The sequence below is a fragment of the Streptomyces sp. NPDC048211 genome, from assembly GCF_043202315.1.
Taxonomy (GTDB): domain Bacteria; phylum Actinomycetota; class Actinomycetes; order Streptomycetales; family Streptomycetaceae; genus Streptomyces.
Window position 1 is genome coordinate 1 of the sequence record NZ_JBIDAD010000032.1, and the last position, 23,070, is coordinate 23,070.

Consider the following 23,070-nt stretch of genomic DNA (forward strand, 5'->3'; position numbering starts at 1 on the left):
CCCCGGCGCGGTCCGGGCCGGGGGGGGGGGGCCGGGAGTACTCGGGGGGGCGCGACTCCCCCGGGGTTTGGTCCCCCCCCCCCCCCCCCCCCCGGGGGGGGGGGGGCGGCGCCCGGCGCCCCCCCCCGGCCGGTGCCCGCCCCGCCGGCCTCAACCCGGTGGACCCCGGGGCGGGTCAGCGGAGACAGTGACCCCATGACTTCACACGTACACCACGTCACCGTCGACTGCGCCGACGCCTACAAGCTCGGCACCTTCTGGGCCGAGGTGCTGGGTGCCTCCCTCGCCGATGACGACTTCCCCGGAGACCCCGAGGCCCTGGTCGAGACCCCCGGCGCCGCGCTCCTGTTCGTCACCGTGCCCGAGCCGAAGAGCGTCAAGAACCGCATCCACCTCGACATCCAGCCGGACGACCGCACCCGTGACGCGGAGGTCGAACGGCTGCTCGCTCTCGGTGCCACCCTCGTTGGCGACCACCGCAGGCCGAACGGGCGGGGCTGGGTGACCCTGGCCGACCCGGAGGGCAACGAGTTCTGCGTGGAGTGCGGTGCGGCTGAGCGGGCCCGGCTGACCGGGACCCGGCTGCCGGTCACCGCCGACGACGTGACGTCGGCGGTGCGACTGGCGGTGGACACGCTCGGACAGTCGCCGGCCGAGGACTGGCACATTCCCGCGGGGGCGCTCACCTGGGACTGCTGGGAGACCGTGGAGCACCTGAGCGACGACCTCTTCGCGTACGCCGTCCAGCTCGGCCCGCGCAGGCCCCCGCTGGAGGGCGAGGTCCCCTATCGCTGGGCCCCGGACCGCGAGGGCGGCCCCTGGAACGCGATCTTCGCGAACCCGGAGGCGGGAACCACCGGGCTGCTCCAGACCCTGGAGGCGAGCGGAGCCCTGCTGTCCGCCATGGTGCGGACGGCTTCCCCGGATCTCCGCTCCTTCCACTCCTACGGGGTCTCGGACCCGGAGGGCTTCGCCGCGATGGGCATCGTGGAGACCCTCGTGCACACCCACGACGTCGCCGCCGGTCTGTCGCTCCCCTGGGCCCCGCCGAACGACCTCTGCGACCGGGTCCTCGCCCGGCTCTTCCCCGACGCCCCGGACGCCGAGGACCGGTGGACCGTCCTGCTCTGGTCCACCGGCCGCGCGGATCTGCCGGGCCGCGAGCGTGTCACCTCGTGGAAGTGGCACGGGGCCCCGCTGGAGGAGTCCCCGAAGCCGTAGCCCCGGAGTGCGGCTACCGGTGGGAGAACCAGTTCGCCGCCGGGAGCAGCTTCGTGTCGTAGCCGAACAACGCCTGGTTCTCCCAGGCGTTGCCCGACGCGGGGTCGGCCGGGTCCCAGCCGCTGCCGCTGACGGCGGTCCAGGCCGGCTCCCAGTACACGGCGCCCAGGCCACGGCCGCCGGGGACGGCCTCGACGACGTTCATCACGTCGCGGAGGTTGGCGGCCTGGCCGGCCGGAGTGGCGGGGTAGCCGCTGACGAGCTGGTCCGCGGTGGCGATGTTGTTCTCCAGGCCGTCGGCGTCGGCCAGGGTGTGGGCGTAGGCCGTCTCGGCGATCATCACGGGCTTTCCGTACCGGGAGGCGGCGTCGTCGAGGTTGGTCTGGAGGTCGTTCAGCGGCCCGTGCCAGTAGCCGTAGTACGAGAGCGCGATGACGTCGAAGGGCACGCCGTACGCGACGGCGTTGTCGAACCACCAGCGGGTGCCGGCGTTGTCGCCGCCCTTGGCGAGGTGCAGGGCCACCTTCGTACCGGACGAGACTGCCTTCGCGGCGTTCGCGCCGGAGGTGAGGAGTCCGGCGAGCTGGGACCAGTTGTCGGTGGACCCCTCGGGCCAGAGCATTCCGGCGTTGGTCTCGTTGCCTATCTGGACCATGTCGGCGGTGGTGCCCTGCGCCTTGAGGGCGGCCAGCACGTCGTGGGTGTGGTCGTAGACGTCCTTCTTGAGCTGCGTGTAGCCGTGGCCGGACCAGGCGGCGGGCTTGTTCTGCTTGCCGGGGTCGGCCCAGCTGTCGGAGTAGTGGAAGTCGACGAGGAGCTTCATGCCGAGGGCCTTGGCACGCTTGGCCATGGCCAGGACGTGGGCCTTGTCGTTGTAGCCGTCGGCCGGGTTCACCCACACCTTGAGGCGGACGTAGTTCATCCCGGCGGACTTCAGGAGACCCATCGCGTCCCCGGTGGTGCCGCTCGCGCTCCGGTAGACGGCCCCGTGCGCCTCGTTCTTCGGGAGGGTGGAGAGGTCGCCGCCCTTCACGGTGAGCCCGGTGGCGCCCGGGGCGAAGGTGATGTCGTCGAAGTTGGCCCACTCGCCCGCGTGGGCGTCCGAGTTCAGGCTGATGGTGCAGGAGCCGCCGGTGACCTTGACCGAGGTGACGAGGCGGATCCAGCCGCCGTTCGCGGTGGGCGGCAGGTCGGTGCGCTGTTCCGCGCTGCCGCAGTTGCGCAGGGCGAGGTACGCGGAGTTCTGGCCGCCACCCGATCTGACCCAGGCGCTCAGGGTGTACGTGCCGTCGGTGAGGCCGGTGAGGTACTGGTACGTCTCCACCTTGTAGGCGGACGCGGACCAGTGGCTGAGTCTGCTGCTGCCGCTGTGGCCTCCCGCCTCGGTGAAGGAGGCGGCGTTCTGCCCGCCGGCCGAGTAGGTCGACCAGCCGGTGCTGCCTGATTCGAAGCCGGTGTTGGCGGGGGCGGTCGCGGCCGTGGCCGCGTGGGCGGGGAGTGCGGCCAGCAGCAGGCCGGACAGCGAGGCCGCCAGCACCGCCGCTCTCTTCTTGCCGTGCGTCGTTCCGTACATCGTCGATGTCCCTTCGACCGTGCGCGGGAATTGCGTGGAGGAGGAGCGGTCGTGCGCCCTCAGCCGTCGAGGCGGACCACACGGACGCCACCCGCCGGGACGGCGAGGTGGCCCGTGGCCGGTTCTCCGGTGAGGAGTTCGGTACCGGGGGCGTCGAGCGGCACCTTCGCGTCGCCCTCGGTGTGGTTGATGACGAAGAGGTACGTGCCGGCGTCGCCGGTGCGGGTGACCACCTCGACGTCGTGCGGGAGCCCGGTGCGGGGGGCGATGCGGGCGTCCTCGCAGGCCCGGTCGAGGACGGCGTCCAGGCCGGCGCCGGTCAGCCGGGTGGAGACGTACCAGGCGGTGCCCTCGCCGAGGCGGTGCCGGGTGACGGCGGGCCGGCCCGCCGGGATGCCGTCGGCGTAGGACCACATGGTCTCGGCGCCGCGCGGGATCACCACGTCCGACCAGAGGTCACCGGTCAGCCCGGGTCCTTCGGGGGCGCCCTCGGGGGTGATCAGCCGGACCGTACCGCCCTCGGCGAGCGGGGAGAACTCCTCGACCGTCAGCCCCAGTACGTCCCTGAGCGCGCCCGGGTACGGCCCGGCGTGGACGGCGTCGTCGGCGTCGACGATTCCGGAGAAGTACGAGACGACGAGCGTGCCGCCGCCCTCCACGTACCGGCGCAGGTTGCGGCCGGACTCCTCGGTGGCGAGGTAGAGGGCCGGGACGACGACGAGGGGGTAGCCGGACAGGTCGGCGTCGGGGTGCGCGAAGTCGACGGTGAGGTGGCGGTCGAAGAGCGAGGCGTAGAAGGCGTCGGCGCGCTCACGGGCGTCGTGGTCCTGGCTCGGGCGCCACTCCAGGGACTGGGCCCACCAGGACTGCCAGTCCCAGACCATGGCGGCGTCGGGGACGGTGCGGGTGGAGCGGATCTCGTTCAGCAGGCCGAGGTCGGCGCCCAGCCGGGAGACCTCGCGCCAGATCCGGGAGTCCGTGCCGGCGTGCGGGACCATCGCCGAGTGGAACTTCTCCGCGCCGCGCAGGGACTGCCGCCACTGGAAGAACATCGCTCCCTCGGAGCCGCGGGCGACGTGGGCGAGGCTGTTGCGGGCCATCTCGCCGGGGCCCTTGGCGGGGTTGCGGGGCTGCCAGTTGACGCCGCCCGTGGAGTGCTCCAGGAGCAGCCAGGGGGCGCCGCCCGCCACCGAGCGGGTCAGGTCGGCGGCCATCGCGAGGTTGACGTGGGTGCGACGGCCGTCGGTGATCAGGTAGTGGTCGTTGGTGACGAGGTCGACCTCCCGTCCCCAGGCCCAGTAGTCCACCGAGTCGCACTGGCTGAGCGCGGTCATGAAGTTGGTGGTGACGGGGATGCCGGGGGCGAGCCGGTGCAGGATGTCGCGTTCCGCGCGGAAGTTCTCGCGCATGGTGGCGTCGGCGAAGCGGGCGTAGTCGAGCTGCTGGGCCGGGTTGCCGACGGTGGGGGTGGTGCGGGGCGGGTCGATCTCGTCGAGGCTGCGGTAGCGCTGGCCCCAGAAGGCGGTGCCCCACGCTTTGTTGACCGCCTCGACGCTTCCGTGGCGGTCGGCGAGCCAGCGGCGGAAGTGGGCGGCGCAGCTGTCGCAGTAGCAGGCGCTGACCGGGACGCCGTACTCGTTGTGGACGTGCCACAGGGCGAGGGCCGGGTGGTTCGCGTACCGGAGGGCGAGCTGTTCGGTGATGTCCGACGCGGCGGCCCGGTAGTCGGCGTTGCTGTGGCAGATGGCGCCGCGTGAGCCGAAGGCGTACCGGACGCCGTCCCTGCTGAGCGGCAGGGCCTCGGGGTGGGCGCGGTAGAACCAGGCGGGCGGGGCGACGGTGGGGGTGCCGAGGTCGGCGCGGATGCCGTTGACGTGCAGCAGGTCCAGGAGCCGGTCGAGCCAGCCGAAGTCGTACGTACCCGGCTCCGGCTCCAGCAGCGCCCAGGAGAAGATCCCGACGCTGACCATGGTGACGCCGGCCTCCCGCATGAGGCGCATGTCCTCGTGCCAGACCTCCTCAGGCCACTGCTCGGGGTTGTAGTCGCCGCCGAAGGCCAGCTGGTGCAGACCCTTCGGGGCAGTCGCGCGAGGGGTGTGCGGCATGGGCGTCTCCTGAGCTCTTTGGTACAACTTCTGGGAACGTGCACACACACTCTCGGTGGCGCAGACCCAACATAACCGCACAGCAACAACCATTGACAAGTGTCGGTTTCGTTTCTCTACTGTGAACGCTCACAGCGCATGTCGGCGCTGCACCCTCGCTTCTCGTCAGGGGAGAAATCCATGAAGTACCGCATCGTCGCGGTGTCCGCGGCCGCCTCGCTCGCCGCCACCGCCCTGCTCACGGGCTGCGGCTCGTCGGACGACGACGGCAGCGGGGACGGCCCGGCCGCCGCCGGCCCCGCTTCGCTCACCTACTGGGCCTGGGCCCCCGGCCTGGACAAGGTCGCGGACATCTGGAACAAGGGCGAGGGCAAGAAGGCCGGGATCACGGTCACGGTGAAGAAGCAGGCATCGGGCGACGACCTGGTCACCAAGATCATCACCGCGGCGAAGGCGCACAAGGCCCCCGACCTGGTGCAGGCCGAGTACCAGGCCCTGCCCACCCTGGTCTCCAACGACGTGCTCGCCGACATATCCAAGGAGGCGGGCGACGCCAAGAGCGACTTCGCCGACGGCATCTGGCAGCAGGCGACGCTGGGCTCGGACGCCCTGTACGCCCTGCCGCAGGACTCCGGCCCGCTGATGTTCTACTACCGCCAGGACCTGTTCAAGCAGTACGGGCTGTCCGTTCCCACCACCTGGGACGCGTTCGCCGAGACCGCCCGGGCGCTGAAGAAGAAGGCCCCGGACAAGGACCTCACCACGTTCTCCTCCAACGACTCCGGTCTCTTCTCGGGCCTCGCCCAGCAGGCCGGCGCCCAGTGGTGGACCACCTCCGGCGACAAGTGGAAGGTCGCGATCGACGACCCGGCCACGCAGAAGGTCGCGAGCTTCTGGGGCGGACTGGTCAAGGAGGGGGCGATCGACAACCAGCCGATGTACACCCCGGCCTGGAACAAGGCGCTCAACACCGGCAAGCAGATCGCCTGGGTCAGCGCGGTCTGGGCTCCCGGCACGCTGACCACCGCGGCGCCCGACACCGCGGGCAAGTGGGCCATGGCCCCGCTCCCCCAGTGGAAGTCCGGCGAGAGCGTCACGGGCAGCTGGGGCGGGTCGTCCACCGCGGTCACCAACGACTCGAAGCACAAGGAGGCCGCGGCCACCTTCGCGAAGTGGCTGAACACCGACCCCGAGGCGCTCGCCGCCCTGGTGAAGGAGAGCGGGATCTACCCCGCCGCCACCGCCGCCCAGACCGGTGGCGCCCTCGCGAAGCCGCCGGCCTACTTCTCCAACCAGCCGGACTTCTACACCGAGGCCGCCAAGATCGCCAAGGGCACCGCCCCGGCCGCCTGGGGCCCGAACGTGAACGTCGCGTACACCGCGTTCAAGGACAGGTTCGCCGAGGCCGCCAAGAACAGGTCGGACTTCGCGCCGGCCCTCACGGCGATGCAGGACGCCACCGTCGCCGACCTGAAGAAGCAGGGCTTCGGAGTCTCCGAGTGACACGCGCACGCCGTCGGAAGGCGTACGGGGTCAAGAGCGCCCCGTACGCCTTCCTGATCCCCGCCACCGTGCTGTTCCTGCTCTTCTTCGCCCTGCCCATCGGCTACGCGCTCTACCTCAGCTTCCGCCGGACCGAGGTCAGCGGGCTGGGCCTGGGCAAGGGCGCCCGCCGGGAGATCTGGGCCGGGTTCGCCAACTACACCGACGCGCTCTCGGACTCGGAGCTCCTCCACGGCGCGCTGCGCATCCTCGGCTACGGCGCGATCGTCGTGCCGGTGATGCTGGGCCTCGCCCTGCTCTTCGCGCTGCTCCTGGACACCGAACGGCTCCGGCTGCGCGGCTTCACCCGGCTGGCGATCTTCCTCCCGTACGCGATCCCCGGCGTCGTCGCCGCCCTGATGTGGGGCTTCCTCTACCTGCCCGACGTCAGCCCCTTCTACTTCCTGCTGGACAAGGCGGGTCTGCCGCAGCCCGATCTGCTCGACGGCGGACCGCTCTACCTCGCCCTGGCCAACATCGCGGTCTGGGGCGGCACCGGCTTCAACATGATCGTGATCTACACCTCGCTGCGGGCGATCCCCGCCGAGATCTTCGAGGCGGCCCGCCTCGACGGCTGCTCGCAGTGGCAGATCGCGCTCCGGATCAAGATCCCGATGGTGGCGCCCTCCCTGGTGCTCACCTTCTTCTTCTCGATCATCGCGACCCTCCAGGTCTTCAACGAGCCGACGACGCTGAAGCCGCTCACCAACTCCCTCTCCACCACGTGGAGTCCGCTGATGAAGGTCTACCAGGACGCCTTCGTCAACAACGACATCTACACGGCGGCCGCCCAGGCGGTCATCATCGCCCTCGTCACCCTGGCCCTGTCCTTCGGCTTCCTCAGGGCGGCCAACTCCCGTACGAAGCAGGGGGACTCCCAGTGACCACGCCGCACATCCGGCCCCTGCCCGCAGCCCCCCGCCGGTTCGCCCTCGTGCCCACCGCCGCGCTGCTGCTCGGCGCCCTCTACTGCCTGCTGCCCGTCGCCTGGATCCTGGTCGCCTCGACCAAGTCAGGCAGCGAGCTGTTCTCCACCTTCACCTTCCTGCCCGGCTCCGGCTTCGCGGACAACGTCGCCGACCTCTCGGCGTACCGGGACGGCGTCTACTGGAGGTGGATGGCCAACTCGGCCCTCTACGCCGGAGTGGGCGCGCTGCTGTCCACGGGCGTCTCCGCCGTCTCGGGGTACGCCCTGGCGGTGTACCGCTTCCGCGGCAGGGAGGGCATCTTCAACATCCTGCTGGCCGGGGTGCTGATGCCGCCGGTGATCCTCGCCGTGCCGCAGTACCTGCTGCTGGCGAAGGCCGACCTGACCGACTCCTACCTGTCGGTGATGCTGCCGGTGATCCTCTCCCCGTACGGGGTCTACCTCGCCCGGATCTACGCGGCCGCCGCCGTGCCCGGCGATGTGATCGAGGCCGGGCGGATGGACGGCGGGGGCGAGTGGCGGATCTTCCGCACCATCGCGCTGCCGATGATGCTGCCGGGCCTGGTGACCGTCTTCCTGTTCCAGTTCGTCGCGATCTGGAACAACTTCCTGCTGCCGTACATCATGCTCGGCGACGACGAGAAGTTCCCGGTCACGCTGGGGCTGTTCACCCTGCTCCAGCAGGGATCCAACACCCCGGCGCTCTATACGCTGGTGATCACGGGGGCGCTGCTGGCGATCGTCCCGCTGATCGCCCTGTTCCTGGTCGTCCAGCGTTTCTGGAGCCTCGACCTGCTCTCCGGGGCCGTAAAGTCCTGACGGGTCCCGCCAGGAAGCCACTTGATGAAAGATCATGCACCATGAGCCGCACAGAACAGACCGGTACGGGACGCCGACGGCCGCCGACGATCCATGACGTGGCACGCGAGGCCGGAGTCTCGCGCGGCACGGTCTCCCGGGTGCTGAACGGCGGTCACAACGTCAGCCCGGCCGCGCTGGAAGCGGTCAACTCCGCGATTCGCAAGACCGGTTACACGGTGAACCGGCACGCCAGGTCGCTGATCACGGGCCGCTCCGACTCGGTGGCGTTCCTGCTCACCGAGCCCCAGGAACGGTTCTTCGAGGACCCGAACTTCAACGTGCTGCTGCGCGGCTGCACGAGCGCGCTCGCCGCGCACGACATCCCGCTGCTGCTGATGATCGCGGGTACGGAGGCCGAACGCCGCCGGAACATGCGGTACATCGCCGGCCATGTGGACGGCGTCCTGCTGGTCTCCAGCCACTCGGGCGACCCGGTGGCCGCCCAGCTGCACGAGGCGGGGGTTCCGCTGGTCGCCTGCGGGAAGCCGCTCGGGCAGAAGTCGAAGGTCAGCTATGTGGCGGCCGACGACCGGGACGGCGCCCGGGACATGGTGCGTTTCCTGTACGAGTCGGGGCGCCGCCGGATCGGCACGGTCAGCGGCCCCCTGGACACCCCGGGCGGCGTGGAGCGGCTCGCGGGCTACCGCGAGATGCTGGCCGACTGCGGGCTGCCCGCCGACGACGCGCTGATCGTCCCGGGCGACTACAGCCGGGCGGGCGGCGAGGCGGCCGCCGCACTGCTGCTGGAGCGGGCGCCCGACCTGGACGCGGTGTTCGTCGCCTCGGACCTGATGGCGCAGGGTGTGCTCGCCGCGCTGGAGAAGGCGGGGCGCAGCGTGCCGCACGATGTCGCGGTGGGCGGTTTCGACGACTCCCCGGCGGCGCTCGCCTCCCGGCCGGCGCTGACGACGATAAGGCAGCCGTGGGACCGGATCAGCGCCGAGATGGTACGGGTGCTGCTGGCGCAGATCGGCGGGGAGGACCCGGCCGCGGTGATCCTGCCCACCGAGCTCGTCCGCCGCGACTCGGCGTGACCGCGGCGGCCGCGGCGCCCTCGGGCACCGCGTCCGGCCGGGTCGTCAGGCCCCCAGAGCCGGGTAGTCCGTGTAGCCGCGGTGGTCGCCCCCGTAGAAGGTGTCCCGGTCCGCGGCGTTGAAGGGGCCGCCCGCCCGCAGCCGCTCCGGCAGGTCCGGGTTGGCCAGGAACAGCGCGCCGTAGGAGATGACGTCGGCGACGCCCTGTTCGACGAGGGCGAGGGACTCGGGCCCGGTGAAGCCGTCGGTCGCCGGGTTGAGGACGACCGTGCCGTTGAACTCCTTGCTCAGCGCGGCGGTCAGCTCCCGGTCGTCGGCCTTGGCCTCGACGATGTGCAGATAGGCGAGCCCGACCGGCTCGATGGCCTGCACCAGTGCGCTGTAGGTGGCCGCGGGCGCGGGCTCCTCGATGTCGTTGAACGGGTTTCCGGGCGAGATCCGGATTCCGGTGCGCGCGGCACCGATCTCGGCGGCGACGGCGCGCACGGTCTCGACGGCGAAGCGGATGCGGCCCTCCACGGAGCCGCCCCATTCGTCGGTGCGCAGGTTGGAGTTGGGCGCCAGGAACTGGTGGATCAGATAGCCGTTGGCGCCGTGCAGTTCCACGCCGTCGAACCCGGCGTCCACCGCGTTGCGCGCGGCGGTCACGAAGTCGGCGATCGTCGCCCGTACCTCGGAGCCGGTCAGCTCGCGCGGGGTGACGAAGTCCTTCGGGCCCTCCTGGGTGAAGACCTGTCCCGTTGCCGCGACCGGGGAGGCGCCGACCGGGGTGAGCCCGTCGGGGAGCAGGACGGGGTGGCCTATCCGGCCGGCGTGCATGATCTGCGCGAAGATCGTGCCGCCCTTGGCGTGTACGGCGTCCGTGACCCTGCGCCAGCCGGCGATCTGCTCCTCGCTGTACAGACCGGGGGTGCCGGGGTAGCCCTGGCCGACGGGCGAGGGCTGGACCCCCTCGGTGATGACGAGCCCGGCCGAGGCGCGCTGGGCGTAGTACTCGGCGGTCAGCTCCGTCGGCGCACCGCCGCGGCCCGCCCGGTTGCGCGTCATCGGTGCCAGGGCGATGCGGTTGGCGAGCTGTGTGCCGGCCAGGTCGAGCGGGTCGAATGCGGTGGTCATGGAAAGCCTCCAGAGTAAATATGTGGTCGGCCAATCAAAACCATGTGGTCGGCCAAGTAATCGCGACGCGTACCACTGTAGCGCATTACTTGGCCGACCAAGGTAAAGTCGGCAGAGAGCCGCGCCCGGCAGCCGCAGGGCCGCCCCGCACCACCCGAGGAGCCCCCGATGAACTCCGATCCCGCCTGTACCGAGCTGCCCAGCGCCGCCCGCGGCGGCCCGGTCAGCCATGCCGTGTCACGGGTCGCGCGGCTCCACCGGATCGCGGCGGGCAAGCTACTCAAGGGCGCGGACCTCTACCCCGGCCAGGAGTTCCTGATGATGTACCTCTGGGACGCCGGGCCGGTCCGCCAGTCCGAGGTGATCAAGGCGGTCGACCTGGACCCGTCCACGGTCACCAAGATGCTCCAGCGCCTGGAACAGTCCGGGCACGTCCGCCGCAGTCCCGACCCGGCCGACCGCAGGGCCGTCCTGGTCGAGGCCACCGACAACAGCTGCGCGCTGCTCTCCGACGTGGAACGGGCCTGGACCAACCTGGAGGAGCACACCCTCGCCGGCCTGGACGCGGGAGAGCGCAAGGAGCTGGCCCGGCTCCTGGCGAGGGTCGAGGAGAACCTCTGCCGCGAGACGGCGGAGTGCGCGGACAACCGCTGACCTGCGCGTCTGCTGTGCCGGGCGTCAGCGGTCAGCGCGCCTGCCGACCGGCGTATCTGCCGACCCGCGTACCTGCCGACCCGTGCGTCCACGGTGCCGGGCCTCCGCGATGCCGGGCGTGCGCCGTTCGCGTCAGCCGGAGAGCACGTCCAGCGCGCGGTCCACATCGGCCTCGGTGTTGTAGAGGTGGAAGGCCGCCCGCAGGTTGCCGGCCCGGTTGGAGACCATCACCCCGGCCCGTCCCAGTGCCGACGCCCGGTCACCGAGTCCCGGCACCCCGACGACAGCCGTCGCGGCCGGCACGGCCTCGTGCCCCAGCCCGGCGAGACCGGCCCTGAAGCGGGCCGCCAGCCCGGTGGCGTGGTCGTGGAGGGCGTCGACGCCGATCTCGTTCAGCAGCGCGAGGGACTGCTCGGCGCCGTGGTACGAGAGGAACGCGGGCGGTTCGTCGTAGCGCCGGGCATCGGGGGCGAGCTTCGCCACCGGCCCGTAGGTGCTGCCCCAGGGGTCCTCGGCCGCGACCCAGCCGGCGAGGAGCGGCGGCAGCGACGCCTGCGCCTCCTCGGTGACGGTGAGGAACGACGCACCCCGCGGGCAGAGCAGGAACTTGTAGCCGCCCGCGACCGTGTAGTCGTACGCCCCGGCATCGAGCGGCAGCCAGCCCGCGGACTGGGTGGCGTCCAGCAGCGTACGGGCGCCGTGGGCGGCGGCCGCGGCCCTCACCGCGTCCAGATCCGCGAGCCGGCCGTCGGCGGACTGCACGGAGGAGAAGGCGACGAGCGCGGTCTCGGGACGCACCGCGTCGGCCAGCTCCGCCAGCGGGACGTAGCGCATCCGCAGGTCGCCGCGCACCGCGAACGGGGTGACGACCGAACTGAACTCCCCCTCGGGAGCCAGCACTTCGGCACCGGCCGGCAGCGAGCAGGCGATCAGACCTACATGGACGGTGACCGAGCTGCCGACGGCGACCCGGCCGGCGTCGACACCGGCGAGACGCGCGAAACCGCCCCTGGCCCCGTCCACCGCCTCGAAATCGCCCGCACCGTTTCTGCGGCCCGTGGTGTTCCCCTCGGCGAGGGCTCTCACCGCGTCGACGGTGCGGCGGGGCAGCAGTCCGCAGGTGGACGTGTTGAGGTAGGCGGTTTCCGGCGCGAACTCGGCGGCCACCGCACGGCTGAGCGAAGAGATCATCATGGGCCCAGCCTGAATCCCCCCTAACCCATAGTCAATCGCCAAGAGTTAAGGGGGACACCCAAGCACTGCTTATATGTGCTGGGTACGGGGTCAGGCGTTGCTTCCGGCCTGCGGAACCTCGCACGCCCCGTCGGCGTCGCAGGCCGCCGCGTCGCCGCCGATCGCGGTCAGCGGGCGGTCCTTCCACGCCTGCTCCAGGGCCTGGGCGAAGACCTCGGCGGGCTGGCCTCCGGAGATCCCGTAGCGCCGGTCGAGCACGAAGAACGGCACCGCGTTGGCACCCAGCTCGGAGGCCTCCTGTTCGTCGGCCCGCACCTCCGCCGCGTACGCCTGCGCATCGGCGAGCACGGCGCGGGCCTCGGCGGCGTCGAGACCGGCCTCGACGGCCAGCTCCACCAGCACCTCGTCGTCGTAGACGGAACGCTCCTCGGCGAAGTTCGCCCGGTAGGCCAGGCTCAGCAGCTCGTCCTGACGGCCGCGCGCCTTCGCCAGGTGCAGCAGCCGGTGGATGTCGAAGGTGCTGCCGTGGTCACGGCCCTCGGTGCGGTAGCCGAGGCCCTCGGCCCGGGCATTGGCCGCGACGTTCGCCTCCATCGACTGCGCTTCCTCACGGGTGCGGCCGTACTTCTGCGCCAGCATGTCGATGACCTGTGCCGTGTCGCCCTTGGCACGCCCGGGGTCGAGCTCGAAGGAGCGGTGGACCACCTCGACCTCGTCGCGGTGGGCGAAGCCTGCCAGGCCCTTCTCGAACCGGGCCTTGCCGATGTAGCACCACGGGCAGGCGATGTCGCTCCAGATCTCGACGCGCATGACTTCTCTACTCTCCAGGCTCTCGTGCGGCTGCTCGCGCAGCACGGAGGGACCCTCCGCTCACGGGGAAACGCCCGTCGGGGTGCCCGTCATTCCCGGGGGCTGCGCCACCCGGTGCGGGACAGCCCTCAGAGGAGGGTGCGGTTCATCGGCCGGGGCAGCGGTTCCAGTGCGCCCGCGTCGCGCAGGCGCACATAGGCGTCCACCACGGCCCCGGCGTCCCCGGGCGGTGCGATGTCGAGGAGCACGCCCTCGCCCCGCAGCTCCTTGCGGGCCGTGCCCACCCCGTCGGGGACCAGCGCCGCCCGCCCCGGGGAGAGGTAGCCGAGGCGGCCGACGCACAGCTGGGACTGCGTGTAGTCGTAGCCGGCGTCGTCCTCGAGGGCGTCGAGCAGGTCGTCGTCGGTCACATCGCCGATGTCCGGCTGCCAGGTGTCAGCGAGCAGCGCGAGGAGGGCGGCTTCGGGAACCTCGGCGTCGTCCGGGGAGACGACCGTCAGCACCAATGCCTGGGTCACGTACTCCGACTCGCCGCCGCCGCGCCCGCTGACGGCGACCTCCCAGCCCGGCTCGCCCGTGACCGCCAGGCTCAGGCCGGCCCCGTCCGAGGTCTGCGGGGAGTCGTGGTCGGCCTGCAGCGCGGCGGCCAGTCCGGTCTCGTCGGGCCGGAGTTCCGTGGGGCGGCCCGCCGCGTGGTGCTGCGTCCACGTCCACGGCTGCCCGGCCGCAGCGGGCCCGGCCGCCGGAAGGAGTGCGGGAAGCGCGTCCAGCGTCGTCTTCCAGCGCCCCGCGAGCTCCAGGGGCGACTCCTTGCGGGGTCCCCAGAAGCTCCGCACCACACGTCGCATGTCCTGCCTCCACCGTTGTGAGCCGTCGTAGATCCCGACCGCGACCGCGGATCGGCGCGCGCCCCAGGCTAGTCGAAGGCCCCGGGCTTCCTCGTGCTCAACTCCGGGTTCTGCTTGGTGTAGACGACCTTGATCGGAAGGCCCTCGTCCCGGAAGGCCTTCCGGGCGGCCTTGGCCACGTCCGGATCGGAGAAGTGCCATTCGACCGGACGTCCTCCGGAGGCGTTGACCTGCTCCGTCGCCTCCTTGACGAACTTCTCCCGGCCGGACGGCGTGAGCGTTCCGCTGTCGCCCTTCGACAGGTAGCTCTTGTAACCGTTCTTCGCCTCCAGGAACGTCTGCCTGCCGGAGTCCCAACCGTCGTACTCCACCGGCGGCTTGCCCTCCTTGGGGTTGGCGACGATGTACTCCTTGCCGCGGTTGGTGCCGGTGATCTGCTCCTGGTAGCGCAGCCACGACTCGTTCTTCCAGTTGGGCTTGGGGTTGCGGTCGCGGCTCCCCCAGTACCCGTCGCCCGCGTCGGCCGATCCGAGTTCCGGGTCCTTCAGGTCCTTGGCCCAGTCCGGCGCGTTGTAGTTCCGCGGGTCGGAGGTGTCGTTGCGCTTGGCGTCCGGCCACGGCTTCTTGTTCGCCAGCGCCTTGGCCGCGCGGTCGGCCTCCTCGGCACGCTTCTTGTCCGTCCAGGCGGCCCGCTCCTGGTCGCGGGCCTCCTTCGCCTTGGCCTCGGCCGCCTTGTCGCAGCCGTCGTCGGCGAGGATCACATGGTCCGGCGGTCCGGCGGCGAGCACGCCGGTTCCGGACCCGGCGACACCGGTTCCTCCGTAGCGGGTTCTTGGCCCGAGGGGTCCGGACGCGATGGAGCAGCCGGTCCTGCGGGCCGAGTCCTCTGCCTTGTCGGCGGCGTCGTCGGCCTCCTTCGCCGCCTTGCGGGCGCCGTCGACGTCCCCGGCCTGGGCGGCCTTGCGGGCCCTGCGGGAGGCCGCTCCCGCGTCCTCGGCGGCCTCCGCCACATCGGCGGCGATCTTCCCGATCTTGCCGAGCCTGCTGGTCTTTCCGATGACCTTCGCGACGTCGTACCCGGGGATGAAGAGGGAGCCGACGTTCCACACGACGTCGGTGACGGCGCGGGTCTTCTCCCCGTTGTTCCACCGCTCGCGCACGTCGTCGCCGACGAACATGTCGTCGCCGACCTTGACCACGGTGTTGAGCGAGGCCTTGCCCCAGTCGCCGAACGCACCCAGGTAGTCGCCCTTGTCCCACTTGCTCGTGGCGTCCTTGGAGTCGTCCATCCACTGGCTGCCGAGCTGCTTGCCGTAGTCGGCGATGCCGGACCAGGTGGAGGGCTTGAAGAGGTCGATGACCCCGGTCACGTCGCCCCAGATGCCGTCGACGAAGACGCCCTCGACGACCTGGGTGCCACGGTCCCAGGCGCAGCCGAAGAAGCCCCAGCCGCTGCAGTCCTCCTTGTCCTCACCGTCGCCGGAGCCGCCCGATTCGTCCTCGCCGGACGCGGGGATGTCGTCGTACGCGGCCTCGGGTTCGGCGGCGCTCTCCGGGTAGGTCTCCGTACCGGGCCGGTCGGAGCCGGACCCGTCGGGACCGCCCGTGGTGTCGGTACCGCCCGTGGTGCCGGATGATCCGGACGCTCCGCCGGTGGTGCCGGACGATCCGGACGCCCCCTCGGTGGTGCCGGTCGACCCGGACGCTCCGCCGGTGGAACTCCCGGCGCCACCGGCCCCGCTGTCGGCACCGCCACCGCCGGCGCCGCCCGCCCCCGCGCCACCGGCTCCACCCGTACCGGCAGACGCACCGCCCGCAGCGCCCGTACCGGCAGAAGCACCGCCCGTACCGGCAGAGGCGCCTCCCGCACCGCCCGCACCGGCAGAAGCACCACCCGTACCGGCGGACGCGCCTCCCCCGTCCGCACCGCCGACCACCGTGGCGCCCCCGGCGGCTCCTCCCGTGTCCGCGCCGCCCGCGCTGTCACCCGCGTTCACCGTGCCGCTGCCCGTCGCCGGGCAGGACGTGCCCGTGACGGAGCAGACCGCGGCCTGGAAGCGGTCCGCCATCGGGCCGCCCACGCCACTCAGCAGCAAGGCCACGACGATGGCCGCGACGAGCATGACCAGCCCGACGTACTCCAGGGTCGACTGACCCCGGTCGCGACGCCACGTGATCATGTGAGGGAGGGAGAAGTCCGGCTTGTCCTCCCGTTCGTGCACCGGCAGACGGAACCACGCGCGGCTCTCCGGCCGGCTCAGGAACACCAGGATCAGCACCGGCAGGAACACCTGCGTGAAGCCGTGCAGCGAGCCGTCCGCGGCGTTGGCCGCGCCACCGATGATCAACCACACCTGTACGGCGACGAGTCCGCCCCACACGCCCCGGCCGCCGGTCCACACCCTGCGCGAGAGCAGCCAGCCCACGACCCCGGGGACGGCCCCGTACAGCAGCAGGCCGACCACGACGCCGTTCAGCGCGTCGGCGGCGAGCGCGGAGCCGAAGAGACCGGCACCGCCCAGCAGCGTCGCGCCGAAGAGCACATGCAGCAGCAGCCGGGCGGCGCCCGTGGCACGCGGCAGCTGACGGCGCCCCGCCCCGGGCGCGGGCCCCACGCCTCCGTACGCGGATATGCCACCTGTCGCAGACATGCTCGGCCCCCCAACCCGCACTGCCCGCAGGCAGAATGACGACACCTCAGGCTACGGAGCCGGGACTCCCCCGTCATGGGCCCCAGGACCCAACTCGGGTCCCAGCGCCGGTGGGCCTGCGCTCATGCGCACGGATGCGCCGGGCCGGCCGCTAGGGCGGGCCGCCCTAGGGGCGGTCAGCGGCCGGCAGCACGAGCCGCAGCATCAGGTGGCTGCCAGTACTCCACCGCCTACGGCGCCCTGGTGGAGAAGGGCGGGCTGCGTCCCGGCGACCATGTGGTGATCACCGGGGCGTCGAGCGGGGTCGGCACGGCGGCCCTTCAGGTGGCCGGGCGGATCGGGGCGATCCCGGTCGCCACCACCCGCACCGCCGCGAAGAAACGGCACCTGCTCGACGCGGGGGCCGCCCACGTCATCACCACGGACGACGAGGACGTGGTGAAGGAGGTCCGGCGCATCACCGACGGCAAGGGCGCCGAGGTGATCTTCGACGCGATCGGCGGACCGGGGCTCGCCACGCTGGGTGAGGCGGCGACGCACGACGGGAGGCTGATCGTGTACGGATGGCTGGACGGCCGGCCGGCCGTGCTGCCGGCGAACTGGCCCCTGACCGTGATCGGTTACAACAACCTCGCTCTGACGGCCGATCCGGCCGCCCGCCGCCGGGCGGCCCACTTCATCGGATCCGGCCTCCGCAGCGGTGCGCTGGCCCCCGTGGTGGGGGCGACGTTCGACGGTCTGGAGCGGATGGCGGACGCGCACCGGCTCATGGAGTCCCACGCGCACACCGGGAAGATCGTGGTGAAGGTCCGGCACTGACGGGCGGGCGGTGGTGCGCCGGGTCCGGCGACGAGGCCGTGGGCACCAGCGCGCCGGGACCCCCGGGGGTGGTGCCGACGCCGCCGCCCCCGGCCGCCGGGTGGCGGTACCGGGGGCGGCGTGGGCAGGGCGGTTCCGACGCCGCCGCCCCCGGTCGCCGGGGGCGGTACCGGGGGCGGGGGGAGGTTCGCTCAGCTGCCGTCGCGCAGGTCCGCGATCCCCGTCGGCCGGAACTCGATCCGGTCGAAGGAGACCTCGCAGCCGTCGCCCGTGGGCGACTGGGCCAGGAAGCCGATGGACGCGGTGGCGGCCTGTTCCGGACCGCCCAGGGCGAAGACGCGGACGAAGGTCCACTTCTCACCGTCGGGCGAGGCGTGGCAGGCGTAGGCGTTGCCGGTGCGGCTCAGGCGCAGCCAGTAGGTGTCGCCGTCCACGACGAAGGAGTTGACGTCGTCGGAGTAGCCGCGGGTGACGACCGTACAGATGGTGGGGCGGTCCGGGGACAGCTCCAGGCAGATCTTGGCCCACTCCCGGTCGCCGACGTGGAGGTAGAGGACCCCCGCGTCGAAGGCGGCGGCGAAGCCGGCCCGCACCCGGGCGATGAGCTGGAAGTCGCCTTCCGGGGCGGTTCCCAGCAGCCGGGGCGCGTCGCTCTCGGTGTCGAGGGCGGCGCCGCCCGGCGGGACGAAGCGGTCCTGCCGGGCACCCGCGCTGCCGGTGAGGACGCCGTCCTCGTAGTTCCAGCCCGTGGCGGGGCCGAACGGCTCCAGGCCGAAGGGCAGTTCGGGAAGGCGCAGGGTCATGCGGGTCGTCCGTTCACGCGGCGGGGCAGGCCCAGCGGGTTGTCCTCGCGCAGCTCCGGCGGGAGCAGCGCCTCGGGGGTGGTCTGGTAGCTGACCGGGCGCAGCCAGCGCTCGATCGCGGTGGCACCGACCGAGGTGGAGGTGGAGGTGGTGGCCGGGTAGGGGCCGCCGTGATGCTGGGCGGGGGCGACGGCGACGCCGGTCGGCCAGCCGTTGACCAGGACGCGTCCGGCGAGCGGGGTGAGCGCAGCCAGGAGTCCGGCGGCGCTGCCGTCGGCCTCCTCGGTGGCGATCTGGAGCGTGGCCGTCAGGTTGCCGGGCAGCCGGGACAGGACCGCGGTGATCTCGTCCTCGGAGGTGTAGCGGGCGACGACGGTGACGGGGCCGAAGCACTCCTCCAGGAGCGCGTCGTGCGGGCCCTCGGTGGCGAGGAGCTGCGCCGGTACGGTCAGGAAGCCTGCCGCGACGGTGTGTTCGCCGCCCGCGCCGGGGGTGACCGGGGCCTCCACGTCCGGGAGTGCGGTCCGTTCGCTCACTCCCGCGAGGAAGGCGTCGCGCATGCGGTGGTCGAGCAGGACTCCGGCCTCGGTGTCGCTGACCGCTTCGGTGAGGGACTTCAACAGCCGGTCGCCGCTCTCCCCCGCCGGGGCCAGGACGAAGCCGGGCTTGGTGCAGAACTGGCCCGCGCCCATGGTCATCGAGCCCGCGAGCCCCGCGCCGATCTGCTCGCCGCGCTCGGCGGCGGCCGCCTCGGTGATGACGACGGGGTTGAGGGAGCCGAGCTCGCCGTGGAAGGGGATGGGGGCCGGCCGCGCGGCCGCCGCATCGAAGAGGGCGCGGCCGCCGCGGACGGAGCCGGTGAAGCCGGCGGCGCTGACGAGCGGGTGCTTGACCAGCTCGACGCCCGCCTCGAAGCCGTGCACGACGGTGACGACGTCCTCGGGCAGCCCGTGCCGCGCCGCGGCCCGGCGCAGGATGGAGGCGCACAGTTCGGAGGTCGCGGGGTGGTCGGGGTGCGCCTTGACCACGACCGGGCAGCCGGCCGCGAGGGCGCTGGCGGTGTCGCCGCCGGGCACGGAGAAGGCGAGCGGGAAGTTGCTGGCCGCGTAGACGGCGACGACGCCGAGCGGGATCTTGTAGCGGCGCAGGTCGGGCCACGGCGGGGTGCGGGTGGCGTCCTCGTGGTCGATGTGGATGTCGAGGTACGCGCCCTCGTCGACGACCTCCGCGAAGGCACGCAGCTGGGCCGCGGTGCGGGCGAGTTCACCGGTCAGCCGGGCCGGGCCGAGCGCCGTCTCGGCGTCGGCGGCCTCAATGACGTGCTCCCCCGCCTCGGCGAGCAGATCGGCCGCGGTGCGCAGGAACGCGGCGCGCACCGCACGGTCGGCGAGGGAGGCGCGTACGGCGTGAGCGGCCCGCACCACGCGGTCGACCTCCTCCGCTGTAGCCTCCACCGCAACCTGCTCACGCGGGTTCCCGGTGCGGGGGTCGACGCTCCAGACTGGTGCTGCTGCCACCGTGTTTCCTTCCGCTCCACTGCCACACATCAGAAGTTGTTCGGTATTCTGAACAGAGTTCCTGATCGTGAATATGAAGCGACTCTATTTCCGGGCGTTCGGTGTTGGCAAGAAGTCGCAGGGTTTCGTAAGTGGGCTGGAAGGGGCGTAGGGCGATGTCGGTTGCCGAGTCTGGTGGGGCACAGGTCAAGTCCGCGGTACGGACGGTGGAGCTGCTGGAGTACTTCGCCGGGCGGCCGGGCATGCACTCGCTCGCCGCGGTGCAGGAAGCGGTCGGATACCCCAAGTCGAGCCTCTACATGCTGCTGCGCACCCTGGTCGAGCTGGGCTGGGTGGAGACGGACGCGACGGGGACGCGGTACGGAATCGGTGTACGGGCGCTGCTGGTCGGCACCTCGTACATCGACGGCGACGAGGTGGTGGCGGCGGCCCGCCCCACCCTGGACCGGCTCTCCGACGACACCACGGAGACCATCCACCTCGCCCGTCTCGACGGGACGAACGTGGTGTACCTGGCCACCCGCCAGTCCCAGCACTACCTGCGCCCCTTCACCCGCGTCGGCCGCCGGCTGCCCGCGCACTCGACCTCGCTCGGCAAGGCGCTGCTGGCCACCCACAGCGACGAGCAGGTGCGCAAGATGCTGCCCGAGACGCTGCCCGCGCTGACCGAGCACACCCTGACCGACCGGGAGAAGCTCATCGAGGAGCTGCACCTGATCCGCGAGCAGGGCTACGCGGTGGACCGCGAGGAGAACACGCTGGGGCTGCGCTGCTTCGGCGTCGCGGTGCCGTACCGCACTCCGGCCCGCGACGCCATCAGCTGCTCGGTTCCGGTCGCCCGCCTCACGCCTGCGCACGAGCAGATGGTGAAGGACGCGCTGTTCGACGCGCGGGACCGGCTGACCCTCGCGACCCGCAGGCTCTGATCGTGGACGTCTCGCTGCGCCCGGTCCGGGACGCCGACCTGCCGTTGTTCTTCGTCTGGATGTCCGACCCGGAGTCGGTCCGCGCGGCCGCCTTCACCAGTGAGGACCCGGCCGACCGGCACGCGTTCGACGCGCACTGGACGCGCGTGCTCGCTGACCCGTCCGTCGTGATGCGCACGGTTCTGGCCGACGGTGCGGTCGTCGGCAGCGCCGGGGTGTACGGGGCGCCGGGCGAACGGCAGGTCACGTACTGGATCGACCGGGCGCGCTGGGGCCGCGGCGTGGCGACCGCCGCCCTGAGGGCGCTGCTCGACGTCGTACCCGAACGCCCTTTGTACGCACGGGCCGCGGCCGACAACACGGGATCGCGGCGCGTGCTGGAGAAGTGCGGGTTCCTCGTGACGGGCGAGGACCACGGCTACGCCCACGCGCGCGGCGAGGAGACGGCGGAGCTGCTGTTTACCCTGCCCGGGTGAAACACCCCGGCGAAACCCCCCGCGCCTGAGCTCCGCCCCGAGCGAGCCGGGCCGAGCAGGCCTGACCCAGCAGGCCTGACCCAGCAGGCCTCACCGAGCAGGCTTGACCGAGTAAGACCGGCCGAGGACCAGCCCGCTCAAGACCGGCCGAGGACCAGCCCGCTCAAGACCGGCCGAGGACCAGCCCGCTCAAGACCGGCCGAGGACCAGCCCGAGCGAGAGCGGTCGAGACGACCGGCCCGCCGTGAGACCCGGGCCTCGCGCGGGCCCGGCTGAGGCGACCGCCCCGGGCGAGACCCGCGGCGCGGGCCCGGCGCGAGCGAGAACCGCCCACCGGGCTCTGCCCGGACGGAAACACCGCCCCGTCCTGTGCGGCGGCCTGCCGTGCGATCCGCCATGAGCATCGAGGTTTCGAACACCACTCCGATAACATGCTCGAATTCATGACGATTTACTTCACCGTCCACCCTCACCGGCGAACCGTGCTGCCCGGCACGACAAGTGCCCACAACATGACCGACTCCGCCCATATCTAACAAATCGGCCAAACTCTTGATACCTATAGCATCGCGGGTGTTTTCGCGAATAACCAACGGAAATGCACCCGGCACCGGACGCCGCCCGCGCACGGCGCTCTATGCCGCGGTAGCGGTGGTGGGCCTCGGGTTCCTCGTCGCTCTGGAGATCACCGCGCGTCACTACGGTCTGCCGGGGCCGATCGCCAGCCAGGCGCGAGAGGTGATCGTCGCCCCCGCCTCGGGATTCCTGCTGTACGGCAGCATGGGCCTGATGATGGTGGTCCTCACCTGGCGGCAGCGGTTCATCGCGATCGGGACCGCGATCGGTATCGACCTCCTCTTCCTGCTGGTGCGATGGGTGGCCGACGCTCCGGTGACCCACGGCCACCCGTTCGGCAACGGCGCACTGTGGGTGATCCTGGGGTGCGCGGTCATCGCCGTCACCCGCCGTACCGGCCGGGAACGCCTTCTGCTGCTGAAGGGTGTGGGGCTCGGCCTGCTGCTGGTGACCGGCCGCAAGACCGGCGACACCTGGTTGCTCATCACCTCGAAGACCCGCCCGCTGGTGCTCGACCAGTACGTGGCGACCGCCGACCACGCGCTGGGCAACCCCTCGTGGCTGGTGGGCCGACTGGTCAGGTCCACCGGCTCGTTCGGCGAGGTCTTCCTCAACTCCGTCTACACCCAGCTCGCGGTGGCCGCGGTCGTCGTCGCGGTGTACCAGCTGCGCAAGGTGGCGGTCGAGCGCCGTTTCCCGCCCCACCACCTGGTCCGCACCTTCCTCGTCATCGGCCTCCTCGGTCCGGCCATCTACATGATCTTCCCGGTCGTGGGACCGGTCTTCGCCTACGGCACCGACGGCGGGCACTGGGCCGTGGCCAACCTGTGGCCCGACACGATGCCGCCGGCCAGCGGCCCGCAGCACATGCCGTTCGACGACTTCACCCCGCGCAACTGCATGCCCAGCCTGCACACCGCGTGGGCCACCACGATCTTCATCCACTCCCGCAAGGGCCCCCGGTTCCTGCGGTACGCGGGTGCGTTCTGGCTCGTCGCCACGCTCGCCGCGACACTGGGCTTCGGCTACCACTACGGCATCGACATCATCACCGGTGTGATCTTCACCCTCACGATCGAGACGGCCCTGCGCTCGCTCGAACGCGGCTGGGACCGCTCCGGAACCCGGCTGGTCGCCTACGGCGCGACGGTGTTCACCGCGATCCTGGTGGCCTCCCGCTATCTGTCGACGCCGATGGCCTCGTATCCGTGGGTCTTCGGTCCCCTGCTCGTTCTCGCCACGGCCTCGGTGATCTATGCCTATGTGCGGACCACCCGGCAGTGGGACCCCGAGCCCGCACCGGCGGTACGCCGGCCGGAGCTTCAGCCCGAACTGGTCTGAGCCGCCGCGACGATCCGTCTCCGCCGGACGGCGGAGACGGATCGTCGCCAGGCAGGACGTGCCCGGACCCGGGGC

At 71.8% G+C, this 23,070-nt stretch carries 19 protein-coding genes; 10 read left to right on the top strand and 9 right to left on the bottom strand.

Going from position 1 to position 23,070, the window contains the following annotated elements; genetic code table 11:
* Positions 1–195: 195 nt before the first annotated feature.
* Positions 196–1,221, top strand: a complete 1,026-nt coding sequence (locus ACGFZA_RS41500) for a VOC family protein (RefSeq protein WP_393686206.1) — start codon at positions 196–198, stop codon at positions 1,219–1,221.
* A gap of 13 nt (positions 1,222–1,234) precedes the next feature.
* Here the strand turns inward: ACGFZA_RS41500 and ACGFZA_RS41505 are convergent, their stop codons facing one another.
* Positions 1,235–2,794 carry an arabinogalactan endo-beta-1,4-galactanase gene (locus ACGFZA_RS41505; RefSeq protein WP_393686208.1) on the bottom strand — a complete coding sequence of 520 codons (1,560 nt, stop codon included), beginning with the start codon at positions 2,792–2,794 and terminating at the stop codon, positions 1,235–1,237.
* Between the two features lie 59 nt (positions 2,795–2,853).
* Entirely contained in the window at positions 2,854–4,899 is a 2,046-nt protein-coding gene (locus ACGFZA_RS41510) for a beta-galactosidase (RefSeq protein ID WP_385280826.1), read from the bottom strand.
* Positions 4,900–5,079: 180 nt separating this feature from the next.
* On the opposite strand from ACGFZA_RS41510, the gene ACGFZA_RS41515 reads away from it, so the two are divergent.
* From ACGFZA_RS41515 to ACGFZA_RS41530, 4 genes are read left to right on the top strand one after another with little or no spacing between them, the layout of a single operon-like run.
* Complete coding sequence (locus ACGFZA_RS41515) at positions 5,080–6,402, top strand: extracellular solute-binding protein (protein ID WP_385280829.1); 1,323 nt, start codon at positions 5,080–5,082, stop codon at positions 6,400–6,402.
* Positions 6,399–7,325: a carbohydrate ABC transporter permease gene (locus ACGFZA_RS41520; RefSeq protein WP_385280832.1), complete on the top strand. Its 927-nt coding sequence runs from the start codon at positions 6,399–6,401 to the stop codon at positions 7,323–7,325. The genes ACGFZA_RS41515 and ACGFZA_RS41520 overlap by 4 nt, the downstream gene beginning before the upstream one ends.
* Entirely contained in the window at positions 7,322–8,188 is an 867-nt protein-coding gene (locus ACGFZA_RS41525; protein ID WP_385280834.1) for a carbohydrate ABC transporter permease, read from the top strand. Before ACGFZA_RS41520 ends, ACGFZA_RS41525 begins: the two co-directional genes overlap by 4 nt.
* Positions 8,189–8,229: 41 nt before the next feature.
* Positions 8,230–9,264: a LacI family DNA-binding transcriptional regulator gene (locus tag ACGFZA_RS41530; RefSeq protein ID WP_385280838.1), complete on the top strand. Its 1,035-nt coding sequence runs from the start codon at positions 8,230–8,232 to the stop codon at positions 9,262–9,264.
* Between the two features lie 45 nt (positions 9,265–9,309).
* On the opposite strand, the gene ACGFZA_RS41535 is transcribed toward ACGFZA_RS41530, so the two are convergent.
* Positions 9,310–10,380, bottom strand: coding sequence for an alkene reductase (locus ACGFZA_RS41535; protein WP_385280841.1), 1,071 nt, complete (start codon positions 10,378–10,380; stop codon positions 9,310–9,312).
* A gap of 168 nt (positions 10,381–10,548) precedes the next feature.
* On the opposite strand from ACGFZA_RS41535, the gene ACGFZA_RS41540 reads away from it, so the two are divergent.
* Positions 10,549–11,034 carry a MarR family winged helix-turn-helix transcriptional regulator gene (locus tag ACGFZA_RS41540; RefSeq protein ID WP_385280844.1) on the top strand — a complete coding sequence of 162 codons (486 nt, stop codon included), beginning with the start codon at positions 10,549–10,551 and terminating at the stop codon, positions 11,032–11,034.
* Between the two features lie 132 nt (positions 11,035–11,166).
* Here the strand turns inward: ACGFZA_RS41540 and ACGFZA_RS41545 are convergent, their stop codons facing one another.
* From ACGFZA_RS41545 to ACGFZA_RS41560, 4 genes are all read right to left on the bottom strand, one after another.
* Complete coding sequence (locus ACGFZA_RS41545) at positions 11,167–12,228, bottom strand: aminotransferase class V-fold PLP-dependent enzyme (RefSeq protein WP_385280847.1); 1,062 nt, start codon at positions 12,226–12,228, stop codon at positions 11,167–11,169.
* A 90-nt stretch (positions 12,229–12,318) separates the two neighbouring features.
* On the bottom strand, positions 12,319–13,038 hold the full coding sequence (locus ACGFZA_RS41550) for a DsbA family oxidoreductase (RefSeq protein ID WP_385280929.1): 720 nt from the start codon (positions 13,036–13,038) through the stop codon (positions 12,319–12,321).
* A gap of 128 nt (positions 13,039–13,166) precedes the next feature.
* Positions 13,167–13,886 (bottom strand): hypothetical protein, encoded by a 720-nt coding sequence (locus ACGFZA_RS41555; RefSeq protein ID WP_385280850.1) that lies wholly within the window; start codon positions 13,884–13,886, stop codon positions 13,167–13,169.
* Positions 13,887–13,954: 68 nt separating this feature from the next.
* On the bottom strand, positions 13,955–16,537 hold the full coding sequence (locus tag ACGFZA_RS41560; protein ID WP_393686214.1) for a Tox-REase-5 domain-containing protein: 2,583 nt from the start codon (positions 16,535–16,537) through the stop codon (positions 13,955–13,957).
* Positions 16,538–16,780: 243 nt separating this feature from the next.
* On the opposite strand from ACGFZA_RS41560, the gene ACGFZA_RS41565 reads away from it, so the two are divergent.
* A complete protein-coding gene (locus ACGFZA_RS41565; RefSeq protein ID WP_393686216.1) occupies positions 16,781–17,356 on the top strand; it encodes a zinc-binding dehydrogenase in 576 nt (191 codons plus the stop codon).
* 191 nt (positions 17,357–17,547) lie between these two features.
* Here ACGFZA_RS41565 and ACGFZA_RS41570 read toward each other — a convergent pair whose 3' ends face one another.
* Both ACGFZA_RS41570 and ACGFZA_RS41575 read right to left on the bottom strand, forming a co-directional pair.
* The gene (locus tag ACGFZA_RS41570; RefSeq protein ID WP_385280859.1) at positions 17,548–18,159 is read right to left on the bottom strand and encodes a DUF1349 domain-containing protein; all 612 of its coding nucleotides are present in this window, start codon (positions 18,157–18,159) and stop codon (positions 17,548–17,550) included.
* Positions 18,156–19,676, bottom strand: a complete 1,521-nt coding sequence (locus tag ACGFZA_RS41575; RefSeq protein WP_385280862.1) for an aldehyde dehydrogenase (NADP(+)) — start codon at positions 19,674–19,676, stop codon at positions 18,156–18,158. Before ACGFZA_RS41575 ends, ACGFZA_RS41570 begins: the two co-directional genes overlap by 4 nt.
* A gap of 155 nt (positions 19,677–19,831) precedes the next feature.
* On the opposite strand from ACGFZA_RS41575, the gene ACGFZA_RS41580 reads away from it, so the two are divergent.
* The 3 genes from ACGFZA_RS41580 to ACGFZA_RS41590 all read left to right on the top strand — a co-directional run bounded on the left by ACGFZA_RS41580 (position 19,832) and on the right by ACGFZA_RS41590 (position 22,995).
* Positions 19,832–20,602, top strand: coding sequence for an IclR family transcriptional regulator (locus ACGFZA_RS41580; protein WP_219569419.1), 771 nt, complete (start codon positions 19,832–19,834; stop codon positions 20,600–20,602).
* The gene (locus ACGFZA_RS41585; RefSeq protein WP_393686229.1) at positions 20,602–21,078 is read left to right on the top strand and encodes a GNAT family N-acetyltransferase; all 477 of its coding nucleotides are present in this window, start codon (positions 20,602–20,604) and stop codon (positions 21,076–21,078) included. Before ACGFZA_RS41580 ends, ACGFZA_RS41585 begins: the two co-directional genes overlap by 1 nt.
* A 651-nt stretch (positions 21,079–21,729) precedes the next feature.
* On the top strand, positions 21,730–22,995 hold the full coding sequence (locus ACGFZA_RS41590) for a phosphatase PAP2 family protein (protein WP_393686231.1): 1,266 nt from the start codon (positions 21,730–21,732) through the stop codon (positions 22,993–22,995).
* Positions 22,996–23,070: the final 75 nt, after the last annotated feature.